This is a genomic window from Paenirhodobacter enshiensis (genome assembly GCF_000740785.1).
GTDB classification, from domain to species: Bacteria; Pseudomonadota; Alphaproteobacteria; order Rhodobacterales; family Rhodobacteraceae; genus Rhodobacter; species Rhodobacter enshiensis.
This window is the reverse complement of the sequence record NZ_JFZB01000062.1, coordinates 1-10,255: the sequence shown is the minus strand read 5'-3', so window position 1 is coordinate 10,255 and position 10,255 is coordinate 1. Positions and strand designations below refer to the sequence as shown.

9 protein-coding genes, 1 tRNA gene and 1 pseudogene are annotated in these 10,255 nt (G+C 64.2%); 6 read left to right on the top strand and 5 right to left on the bottom strand.

Annotation, left to right across the window (positions count from 1 at the left end):
* Positions 1-90: 90 nt before the first annotated feature.
* Together CG50_RS16715 and CG50_RS15595 are read right to left on the bottom strand one after the other, a co-directional pair.
* Positions 91-944, bottom strand: a pseudogene (locus CG50_RS16715) (IS5 family transposase); the annotation flags it as partial.
* 62 nt (positions 945-1,006) lie between these two features.
* Positions 1,007-1,414 (bottom strand): hypothetical protein, encoded by a 408-nt coding sequence (locus tag CG50_RS15595; protein WP_036640449.1) that lies wholly within the window; start codon positions 1,412-1,414, stop codon positions 1,007-1,009.
* A gap of 227 nt (positions 1,415-1,641) precedes the next feature.
* Between CG50_RS15595 and CG50_RS15590 the strand changes: the two genes are divergently transcribed.
* The 3 genes from CG50_RS15590 to CG50_RS15580 all read left to right on the top strand — a co-directional run bounded on the left by CG50_RS15590 (position 1,642) and on the right by CG50_RS15580 (position 4,100).
* Complete coding sequence (locus tag CG50_RS15590) at positions 1,642-1,965, top strand: 2Fe-2S iron-sulfur cluster-binding protein (RefSeq protein ID WP_036640446.1); 324 nt, start codon at positions 1,642-1,644, stop codon at positions 1,963-1,965.
* A 293-nt stretch (positions 1,966-2,258) separates the two neighbouring features.
* Positions 2,259-3,146 (top strand): formyltetrahydrofolate deformylase, encoded by an 888-nt coding sequence (purU, locus tag CG50_RS15585; RefSeq protein ID WP_036640443.1) that lies wholly within the window; start codon positions 2,259-2,261, stop codon positions 3,144-3,146.
* A gap of 42 nt (positions 3,147-3,188) precedes the next feature.
* Entirely contained in the window at positions 3,189-4,100 is a 912-nt protein-coding gene (locus CG50_RS15580; protein WP_036640439.1) for a DMT family transporter, read from the top strand.
* Here CG50_RS15580 and CG50_RS15575 read toward each other — a convergent pair.
* Positions 4,058-4,723: a thiamine diphosphokinase gene (locus tag CG50_RS15575; protein ID WP_036640437.1), complete on the bottom strand. Its 666-nt coding sequence runs from the start codon at positions 4,721-4,723 to the stop codon at positions 4,058-4,060. The two genes, CG50_RS15580 and CG50_RS15575, sit on opposite strands and share 43 nt — an antisense overlap.
* A 136-nt stretch (positions 4,724-4,859) precedes the next feature.
* Between CG50_RS15575 and CG50_RS15570 the strand changes: the two genes are divergently transcribed.
* Positions 4,860-6,344 carry a hypothetical protein gene (locus CG50_RS15570; protein WP_036640435.1) on the top strand — a complete coding sequence of 495 codons (1,485 nt, stop codon included), beginning with the start codon at positions 4,860-4,862 and terminating at the stop codon, positions 6,342-6,344.
* 141 nt (positions 6,345-6,485) lie between these two features.
* Here the strand turns inward: CG50_RS15570 and CG50_RS15565 are convergent, their stop codons facing one another.
* Both CG50_RS15565 and CG50_RS15560 read right to left on the bottom strand, forming a co-directional pair.
* Positions 6,486-7,073, bottom strand: a complete 588-nt coding sequence (locus CG50_RS15565; protein WP_036640433.1) for an outer membrane protein — start codon at positions 7,071-7,073, stop codon at positions 6,486-6,488.
* Positions 7,074-7,365: 292 nt separating this feature from the next.
* A complete protein-coding gene (locus CG50_RS15560) occupies positions 7,366-8,229 on the bottom strand; it encodes a DUF2059 domain-containing protein (protein ID WP_036640431.1) in 864 nt (287 codons plus the stop codon).
* 199 nt (positions 8,230-8,428) lie between these two features.
* Here CG50_RS15560 and CG50_RS15555 point away from each other — a divergent pair.
* Positions 8,429-8,518, top strand: a tRNA-Ser gene (locus tag CG50_RS15555).
* A 209-nt stretch (positions 8,519-8,727) separates the two neighbouring features.
* On the top strand, positions 8,728-9,891 hold the full coding sequence (locus CG50_RS16710; RefSeq protein ID WP_081880490.1) for a lysozyme inhibitor LprI family protein: 1,164 nt from the start codon (positions 8,728-8,730) through the stop codon (positions 9,889-9,891).
* Positions 9,892-10,255 lie beyond the last annotated feature (364 nt).

Here is a 10,255-nt window from a genome sequence, read left to right as displayed (position 1 = left end):
CAGAATCGCCATTTGGTGCTCGTAAATTATGCGTCCGCACAAGGGATATTCGGTCTGGTGGGGGCTTCGGACAAGGCCCCTGTATGCTGCTGCGGCGAGTATGATCGCGGAGAAGAATGTTTCCGGGCACCGGTCGTATCGGGTTGCGACGTATGAGGAGGATCAGAAAACAGTCCAGTAGGCTGTTTTCCCGACGATTGGCCAGTCCTTGAGCCTGCCGAACATGATCTCGATGCGGTTGCGCCGTTTGTCGTATTTCACCGCCTTCTCGCGGGACTTCCGACCTGGGGTGAGGGGCAACAGGATTTGATCCAGCGGATCGAATCGGCCCCGAACGACCTTATCCCCTTGTCTTTCGAACCTCTCAGAACCAATCGGCGCCATAGCCTCCGCAGGCCAGCAGCCATCCCGCCTTCGGCAGACTGCCCGGCACAGCCGCTGCGCCGGTGTAATCGCTGACCTGGCCGGCCGACATGAAGAACCCGATCGGCCGCCCCTTCGCATCGGCGACGGCGTGCAACCTGGTGTTCATGCCACCTTTGGTTCGCCCGATATGTCGTTCACGCCCCCCATTTTTGACCCGCAGGCCCGACGCCGTGCGGTGTGCCCTGAGACAGGTCGCGTCGATCATGATCGTCTTGCGTTCGGCACGCTCAGTGGCCAGGCTCACCATGATCCCTGCGAAGACGCCATTGTCGCGCCAGCGCTTCCATCGGTTGAAGAGGGTCCTGGCCGGGCCCTGTTCCTTCGGCGCGCCACACCAGCGCAACCCATTGCGATTGATAAATATTATTCCGCTCAGGATGCGACGCTCATCGACGCGAGGCCTGCCCATCCTCAGGAAAACAGTCCCCCGGACTGTTTTCTGATCTTCGGATATTCTTCGGAAAGAACGGCTTGAGGCACTCCATTTGAGCGTCGGAAAGCCAGTAAAGGTAGCCCATCGTTCAGGTCTCCTTGCGGAGCCTGAATCACCTCAACCGCATAAGATCAATGGGGCCTGAGCCTAGATGCCCTCGTCAATCCACGGAACCAGCCCGAGCTGCTGAGCTGTGCGGTAAGCCAGCAGGTCCGAGGGCAGGCCGTGTGCACTCTGGTAGTCCGCGATGGCCGCCGGCAGGTCTTCGCCATGACCGCGCGCGGCCAGCGCCCGGCGCAGATCCAGATCGAAGGCGGGCGTGCGGGCCTCGGGGCAGACGATACGCAGCCATTTCGCTCGCACCACGCCATCCCGGCCGTCCCAGATCTGTGCCACGCACTGACCGGTGGCGGCGGCCGGCGCGGCGGGTAACAGCTCGTCCTTCAGCGAAGGGTCTGTCAGCCCCGTCGATCCGGCGCAGCCGGCAAGCGCGATCAGCGAAGACAGCACAAACGACATGCGCCTGGCGGAACGAAGCGGGAAGAAACGGAGCATGACGACCTCAGACAGGCCCGGGCGGGGCAGGGCGCCCTTGCCCGGACAGAATGTCCCAGCCTAGCCCATCGCCCGCGTGCGCGCAAAGCCGCAGGCGCTATGCGCAATCCCCCGAAGGCTTCAACGGAAGCCCATCGCCCGCGCGCGCGCAAAGCCGCAGGCTTGCCCGCCCGGGCCGAGTTGCATAAACCGGGAGCCGATACACCGCCCGCGAACGGAGGCCCCAGATGGTCAAGATCACCTATGTCGAACCCGATGGCACCAGATACGATGTCGACGCCCAGCCCGGCTCGACGGTGATGGAGGGGGCGCGCGACAACGGCGTTCCCGGCATCGAGGCCGATTGCGGCGGCGCCTGCGCCTGCGCCACCTGCCATGTCTATGTGGACGCCGCATGGGCTGATCGTCTGCCGCCGCGCGAGGCGATGGAGGAAGACATGCTGGATTTCGCCTGGGAACCCGATCCGCAGCGCTCGCGTCTGACCTGCCAGATCAAGGTCACCCCCGAGATCGACGGGCTGATCGTCCATATCCCCGAAAAGCAGATCTGACCGCCCGGTGCCGCGGCCGGCGCGTGCGGGACCGGCCCGGGCACTGTTTACGGCCCGGTCCCACGGCCGGCGCCCCCATCGGTGCCCCTGCCGGCGCTCCATGTCGGTTTCGGGCGGGGAGGGGTCGCCACCCGCCTCGCCGGCCGCGTAGTTTTCGCCGCCAATGCCCGGACCCGCATCGTCGCCCGATGCCATCGCCCCGAACCGCCCCCCATCGGGGTCCGGGACCGGGGCACCCCAGGGCGCCCGAACTTTGGCGAGCGCACCCCGTGCCCGCCCCGAAAGGACCGAAGATGACGACCTCGCATGTGCTGACCGTGACCTGCCCGACGACGCGTGGCATCGTCGCGGCGATCTCGACCTATCTCGCCGAGACCGGCTGCAATATCACCGACAGCTCGCAATACGACGACACGATGACCGGCCGGTTCTTCATGCGCGTCAGTTTCGACAGCCAGACCGGCACCGGAATCGAGGCGCTGCGCGCGGGCTTCGCACCGGTCGCGGAACGGCTGGACATGGACTGGGCGATCCACGGTTGCGGCGAGCGGATGAAGGTTCTGCTGATGGTGTCGAACTTCGGCCACTGCCTGAACGATCTGCTGTATCGCTGGCGTATCGGCGCGCTGCCCATTGACATCGTGGGGGTGATCTCGAACCACCTGACCTATCAGAAGGTGGTGGTGAACCATGATATCCCGTTCCACCACATCAAGGTGACCAAGGAAAACAAGCCCGAGGCCGAGGCCCGGCTGATGGCGGTGGTGCACGAGACCGGGGCGGAGCTGATCGTTCTGGCGCGCTACATGCAGATCCTCTCCGACCAGATGTGCCGGGAGATGTCGGGGCGGATCATCAACATCCACCACTCGTTCCTGCCCTCGTTCAAGGGCGCGAACCCCTACAAGCAGGCCTATGAGCGCGGCGTGAAGCTGATCGGGGCGACGGCGCATTACGTCACCGCCGACCTCGACGAGGGCCCGATCATCGAGCAGGACACCGTGCGCGTGACGCACGCGCAATCGCCCGAGGATTACGTCTCGCTCGGCCGCGATGTCGAGGCGCAGGTCCTCGCCCGCGCGATTCACGCCCATATCCATCATCGTGCCTTCATCAACGGCAACAAGACCGTGGTCTTCGCCGCCTCGCCGGGCTCCTACGCCTCGGAGCGGATGGGCTGAACGGCGCCTCTGGACGGCACCTGCCAGCAGCGTTAGAGGGCGATGATGGAACGCAAGGACAGCATCGCCCTCGGCATCGGACTGATGCTGTTTTTCTGCCTCGTGGCACCGCTGATCGACGTCTCGTCGAAGCTGGCGGCGCAACAGGTGTCTTCCGGCACGGTCACGCTGTGGCGCTATATCTGGCAGGGGCTGCTGATGCTGCCCGTGGTGCTGGCGATGCGGCTGCCGATGGCGATGTCGCGCCGGGCCTGGGGGCTGACGTTCCTGCGCGGCGCGGTCTCGGCACTGTCGACCTTCTGCTTCGTCGCCGCGATCCGCACCATGCCGATCGCCGACGCGCTGGCCATCGCCTTCGTCGAGCCGTTCATCATCCTGCTGATCGGCCATTTCCTGTTGAACGAGACGGTCGGGCCACGCCGTCTGGGGGCGGCGGTCGTCGGTTTCATCGGCGCGCTGTTCGTCATTCAGCCGTCGTTCTCGGTGTTCGGGGCAGTGGCGCTGCTGCCGCTCGGCACGGCGTTCGGCTTCGCGCTGTATATCCTGATCACCCGCCAGCTCTCGAGCGAAGTGCACCCGGTGACGATGCAACTGCACACCGCGCTGACCGGAACGCTGGTGTGCCTGCCGGTGCTGGCCTTCGGCGAGGCCTCGGGGATCGACCAGCTCGGGTTCTCCTGGCCCCACGGTATCTTCTGGCTGTGGCTGTTCGGTGTGGGGTTCTTCGCCACGGTCAGCCACATGGCGATGACCTATGCGCTCGGCTATGCGCCGGCCTCGACGCTGGCGCCGCTGCATTACTTCGAGATGCTCTCGTCGACTTTCTTCAGCTATCTGGTGTTCAGCGACTTTCCCGATCCGCTCAGCTGGCTCGGCATCGCGATCATCGTGGCCTCGGGGCTTTACCTCATTCACCGCGAGCGGGTGACGGCGCGCAAGGCGAGCGGCAGGTAGCGCTTCGGCAGCAGCAACAGAGCGTCGCCCGTCTCGACATGGATCGAGACCGTGGGACCGGAGACCTCGTTCGACGTGCCGACCCGCCCCGCGGGCGCGAAGTCGATCCCGTCGAGCGGCCAGCGCAGCCCCGTGGAGCGCGCCCGCACCGGCCCGAACGGAAACAGCGAGACGCGTTCCCCCACCGGCAGGTTCAGATCGAGGGCATCTGGCAGGCGGAACACCACCTCGTCCTCGGCGATCAGGAACGCTGGCTGTCGCGGACGGCGGGCAAGCTCGCTCAGCGCTGCAAGGGTATGATCGAGCCTCAGCCCCGCGAATCCGAGGCAGATGTAGAACGGAGCCGCGACATGGCTCAGGCATTTGCCGAAATCGGTGCTTTCCTGCTCGGCCACGCGGATCACGCGCGCACCAAGGCGGGCACGTGCCGTCTCGCTCAGGCTGTCGAGATCGCCGATCACCCGCTCTGGCACGGCCCCGAGCGCGAGCGCCCGGTCTCCGCCGCCATCCGCCGCCACCAGCGCCGGTGCCAAAGCGCGTGCAATCGCCAGATCGGCCGGGTCGACGACCCCGCCGCCGATCAGAACGACCCCCGCATCGCATGTGAAAAACGTGTCCGTCATGCCGCGATAGATGCCGATTCTGGCCGGCACGGCAACTGTTAACCGGGAAACACCTTGGAAATGCCGATTTACAGGTCATTAATGAGACCGGGCCCACGGTCCGTTCTGCGACACCGTTTCACGAAAGCCGGCACTCATGGTCACGTCTTCAGGCACTCCGCTGACTCTCACCTACGGAACGGTTTCATGCACGCTGGAAGGGTTTTCCGATCCGTTCGCGGTTCTGGCGGCGATTTCGGGGCTGTTGCGCGCCCGCGCCGAGGCCGGCGAGGCGTTCGCCGCGCACTGGACGCAGGCCGATACTGATTCCCTGCTTGGCCGGGTCGAGGCGGTGGCGAATGGCCCCGTCGAATTCTGGGATGAGGGAACGAACATCTATCTGGGGGCGGGCCGGGACGCGCCGGCCGTGCCGGAACCGGCGGCCGGGTCTCCGGCCGATCCTGCGCAAGCCGATTCTGCCGCGATTGCCGCGCATGTGCTGTCTGTGCTGGCCGGACCCGATCTGCCTGCCCCGGACGATGCCACGCCCGAGACCGGAGCCGGCACCGGCCCCACCTCGGACGGGGATCCGGGATCCCTCGCCGAAACCCTGCGCCATATCCGCGAGGCTGTGGCTTCCGCCTCTGAGGCACCTGCCGTTGAAGATCCGGTCGCTGAAGATCCGGTTGTGGCAGAGGTCATGCCCGAGGCAGATTCTGAGCCTGAGCCTGAGCCTGAGCCTGAGCCTGAGCCTGAGCAGCTCATGTCCGGCCCTGTCGCCGAATTCCGGTCCGAAGAGGCCGGCAGCGCGGTGCCGGATCCGGCGTTGGACGATCCGGTTTCATCCGAGCCGCCGACCTCCGCTGCCCCGGTCTCCGCCGACTCAGAGGAGGATGATCAGGCCGAAGCCGCTGCGCTGGTGGCCGATGCCGAATTCCTGTCGCAGGTCGAGGCCTATGATACCCCGGCCCCGCACGATGAGATGTCGCTGGCGGGCGAGGAAGAGGCCGCACGCGCCCGCCTCGCCGCGCTGGCAAGCCGTCTGGCCGCCTCGGACGCACCGCCGTCGTCCGTTCCCCCGCTGGCGCCTGCTTCCGCACCCGGGGCCGGCGTGACCGGGCTGCCGCCTCTGACCCTGACCTCGCCCTTGACCGCTCCGCCCTTGACCGCTCCGGATGCGGCCGGTGACCGTGCGTCCGCGGCGCGCCCGGCGCCGCTGGTCCTCGGTCTGGGGCAGCGTATTGACATGGATGCGCCGGCGCAGGTGCGTCCGCGGCGGATTTCGTCGGACATGCTGCACGAGGCTGTCTTCGGCGAAGGGGCGCAGGGGGCGGAAACCGCGGAGCTTGCCCCGGACGAGGCGGCCCGGTTCGCTGATTATGCCCGCGGCCTCGGCGCCGTGACCGCCGCCGAGCAGATCGAGGCCGCCGCAGCCTATCTGGCCGAGACCGCCGGGCAGGCCGGTTTCAAGCCCGGCGATGTGTTGAAATACGTGGCCGCAGTCGATCCGGAGGGCGGCGCCGCGGAAACCGAAGACCGCCTGCGTGCCTTCGGGACGCTGCTGCGTCAGGGCAAGATCACCAAGGTCGGGCGCGGCCTGTATGCGATTGCCGAAGCCTCCGGGTTTTTCCGCCAGCCCTGATCCGGGGCAATCGGGCGTACACCGGAATGCGAAACAGCCGGGCCCTTTCGGACCCGGCTGTCATGAGCGCACGCATCGCACCGGCAAGGGAGCCGGTGGGCTGAGGGAAGACCCTCCGCTCTCCGGCCGGTGCGCGCGGTCTCAGAACCGATAGCTCACCGTTGCGGCAAGCGTGGTCATGTTCAGGCTGTCGCCGGTGCCGTCGAAATCGTGGCCCTTGCGATAGTCGAGTTCGGAGCCGACGGCCCAGTGATCGTCGAGGGCATATTTCACGCCCACGCCCACCAGCGGAACCGTGTCCGAATGGCTGTCATTGCCCAGATCGGCCTTGACGTAGGACGCACCCAGCGTGCCGTAGGTCATCAGCTTGCCGGTGGGGATACCGGCGATCAGCTTCAGGTCGGTCATGTTCTTGACCTTGCCCGCGTCGCCCGCATCCATGTGCGCCGCGTTGTAGGCGAGTTCGCCGCCCAGAACGTAGCTGCCGTTGTCATGCAGGTAGCCGGCATTCACGCCGCCAAGGGCACCGTCGGTCTTCAGCTCACCATTCGGCTTGCCATAGCCGACATCGCCGCCGACGTAGAACCCGGTCCAGTCGGTGTTCTGTGTCACCACGGGCGCCGGAGCGGCCACGACGGGGGATTCAACCACGGGCTTGTTGTAGCCGCCAGCAAAGGCAGCGCCGCCGAGCATCGTCATCACGCTGGCAGTCAGCAGAATGTTCTTCATCTCGTTCTCCTTTCGGAACCGGCCTTGCGGTCTTTTGCTCCGGCATCCCATGCAGGTGGGTCGGGCCGGGGCAGGGCCGTGCAGCTTGGTGCCTGCAGCCGGAGATTTATGCGCTGCCGCCCCGGTTTCAATCCCGTTGCAGAGCGGCAAAGGCCGTCATCGAGCCGGTCGTGAGCCGCCGGCGATGTGAAATTTCCATTTGTTTTCAAAGATGCTTTGGGTGGTCTGACCAGGGTGGACTGATCGCGGGCCACTCACGCGGACTTGACCTGACGCGATCCGGCGCGACCGGTCACAGGTCCGATGCCCGCACGCGCCGGGCCAGCGCCTGGCCCAGTTCCGCCGATGTTTCGGCATAGATCGCATCGAAGGCCACCGTCTGTGCCCGGCTGAGCGCGCGCCCCGCCGGAGAGGCGGCGAAGACCGCCAGATCCTTCATGTCCCGCGCGCTCAGCGGCCGGTAGGCGAACAGCAGCCAGCCCTCGGTCCAGGAGGTGATGTCCTGACGGAACGCCTCCTCCTCGGCCGCGACATCGGCGATCATCACCTCGTCGCTCAGCTTTTGCGGGAAGGCGCCGGCTTCGGACATGGCGCGGTAAAAGGCGAGGTTGGCGTTCATCGCGCTGGCAACGCCGGTGTCGATGGTGTCGCCCGCCGCGATCACCCGCCGCACCGCGGCCAGCGCCGGGTCATGGGCATCCGAGGCCCGCGCGGCCGCTTCGATCGCCTTGTCCTCGACCTCGGGGTCCAGCATCGCCTCGCGCGCGGTCAGTTCCAGATCGACCGATCGCCGTCCGAGGTCAGAGCTGAGCCAGGTCTCGATGGCCTCGGACTGCGCGGGGTCCAGGCTGGCGGCGAATCGCTCGCGATATTCGGGCAGGAGTTTCGCCGGATCGTGGATCGCGCGCACGATGGCCCCCCAGGAGGCATCGGCCGGCTGACCGAGCATGTCCTGTGCCAGACCGTTGCCGTAAGAGACGCCTTCGCCTTGCAAGATCGTGAACAGCCGGTCGGTCTGCAGCAGATCGAGCACGCGTGCCGCATCGGCATGGGCCGCGCCCCCCCAGCACAGCGCAACGGCAACGGGTGCGAGGGTAACGATTGCAAGGCCGCGCCGGATCCGGCGAAGCAGAGAACGAAGATGGGGGAGGGGCATCGGATTCCTGCGCGGGGTTTCGCACGACGGCCGTGCGGGTTGTCTTTGCCGCAGGATACGCTGCTGCACCGGCGCGGCAAGACGGCTGTTGCGCAGGCGCACGCAGGACGGTGCAGATTGTTTATCCGAAGTCGAAAAAACCGGTTGCGCCCCCCCGAGCGGCAGGCTAAACCCCGCCTCACCTAAAGACCACCGATGCGGAGAGGTGCCGGAGCGGTCGAACGGGGCGGTCTCGAAAACCGTTGACCCTTTGCGGGGTCCCAGGGTTCGAATCCCTGTCTCTCCGCCACTTGCCTTTGAAAAGGCTATGTTATTTGGGTGCTCTAGGAACCTACCCCACCAACCACCCACCATACCGAAAGTGCTTAGTTGCGCCTTGTTGCGACGCTGAGAGCTTTAGATAGAAGCCCCTAGCCATTGTTCCCGGTAGACCCGACACGATGGTCTTCCACTCCCCTGCGCCGTCGCTATGCTTGCGCCATTCAGCAGGAGGCTTCCATGCGGCGCATATTTATCTTGTCAGTATTTTGGATAGCCGTTGCGGCTCACGCCGAAGCGCAATCGACACCAGATAGAATTAAGCCCTACCTAGGTACTGACACGGTTGTGGTCTGGAAAGACGCCGAATCGGAAGATCGCGGCATGGCAATCATAGATTCAGGCGCAAACCAGACGAACCCATTGCTCTTGGCTCCCTTGGCTGCGTGTGTCGTACCAGCGGAGACGGCTATCGTGATCGTCAAGCTCCCTAGCTTGTTTCAGTCCCCGACATTTGTTGAAGTTATCGAAGGGCCGTTTTCTGGCTGCTTCGGTACAATCCCAATCGAAGCCATCCAATTTCCGGACCACGCAGGCGCCACATCCAGCTCCGCGCCGTCGCCGGTCGATCACAATACATCTCCCCCTTCACGTCCGAGCTTTGATTGTAAATCCGCAAAAGCACCGGATGAGATCGCTGTATGTCAGAGCCCAGACCTAGCCGACCTTGATCGCACTATGGCTGCCGCTTATCAAAACGCCCGCCAGAAGCATCCTGAAAGCTTGAAAGATCTTAAATTGAGCCAAGCGGAATGGAGAAAACAACGTTCCAAGTGCGGCGGCGATGCATCCTGCCTTCATCGTGTTTACCAAAAACGGATCGCGGATTTACCTTCTGAAGGTACTACGATGGCACGGGCTCAACCCACTCCGACTTCGCCAAAGGACGAAGTGACCGCCTCAGATGAATGCATTGGCCGGGTGATTAACGATATTGGTAACGATCTTGGGTATCCCGTCAAAAAGGGCGAACTTATTCATATGCTTCATGACTATGAAGGAACCCCCGAGGGACACCCCTTAACGTATGCGGTCCATGGTGGCGGCATTTACCCCGCCGACCATATCCAACTCATCAATTGTTCAATTCGCCCAATCAAAACAATTCCGTATTACAGACTCGTCCTCAATGACACCCCAGAAAATGCCAATGACATCATCGCACAGCGGGCACGGAGCGCTTTATCCAGTATGATGATGAATAGCGCCGACGCAGGCAATGCTGCGGACGCCTACGTCAATCGGCCAGACTCCGCTTGTGGGAAACTAGCTGCAAGGGCAATTGCAGGTGATGCGAGCGCGGCGGAGCTCATCGTTCAGTCAAGGGTGTGCCAACCCCAATAGCCCCCTCGGAATGTCTTGTGGTGAATTAACTTCGGGGCCGAGACATTTTGAAACGGCCCCGAGCACTTGGTCAATATTCGGATCAATTTTAGCGCACTCAAGGCTATCACCTCACCCCATGCGCGCGCATGTGACCGGCGATTAACCTTCACTGCCCAGAGTGCCCGGTGGCATCCGAGAATACGGAAATGTCTATATGTCCATGATACCGCGTGCGCGTATCTCTCCGTAAAGTCTGCCATGCGGGCCTTTTATAAACCTCACAGACACCACGCCCAGCACCGCCTTTATAAACCCCGAAACACGGCACGGCCTAACTGTCCTTACCCGCGCCCGTGCGTATTGGGCGGTAAAACTGAGGTGG

Bases quoted from the DNA above. Each gene is read 5' to 3' on its own strand.
- CG50_RS15590 (WP_036640446.1), top strand. From the start codon at position 1,642: ATGGTCAAGATCACCTATGTCGAACCCGATGGCACCAGATACGATGTC.
- CG50_RS15580 (WP_036640439.1), top strand. From the start codon at position 3,189: ATGATGGAACGCAAGGACAGCATCGCCCTCGGCATCGGACTGATGCTG.
- CG50_RS15595 (WP_036640449.1), bottom strand. From the start codon at position 1,414: ATGCTCCGTTTCTTCCCGCTTCGTTCCGCCAGGCGCATGTCGTTTGTG.
- CG50_RS15570 (WP_036640435.1), top strand. From the start codon at position 4,860: ATGGTCACGTCTTCAGGCACTCCGCTGACTCTCACCTACGGAACGGTT.
- CG50_RS15575 (WP_036640437.1), bottom strand. From the start codon at position 4,723: ATGACGGACACGTTTTTCACATGCGATGCGGGGGTCGTTCTGATCGGC.
- CG50_RS16710 (WP_081880490.1), top strand. From the start codon at position 8,728: ATGCGGCGCATATTTATCTTGTCAGTATTTTGGATAGCCGTTGCGGCT.
- purU (WP_036640443.1), top strand. From the start codon at position 2,259: ATGACGACCTCGCATGTGCTGACCGTGACCTGCCCGACGACGCGTGGC.
- CG50_RS15560 (WP_036640431.1), bottom strand. From the start codon at position 8,229: ATGCCCCTCCCCCATCTTCGTTCTCTGCTTCGCCGGATCCGGCGCGGC.
- CG50_RS15565 (WP_036640433.1), bottom strand. From the start codon at position 7,073: ATGAAGAACATTCTGCTGACTGCCAGCGTGATGACGATGCTCGGCGGC.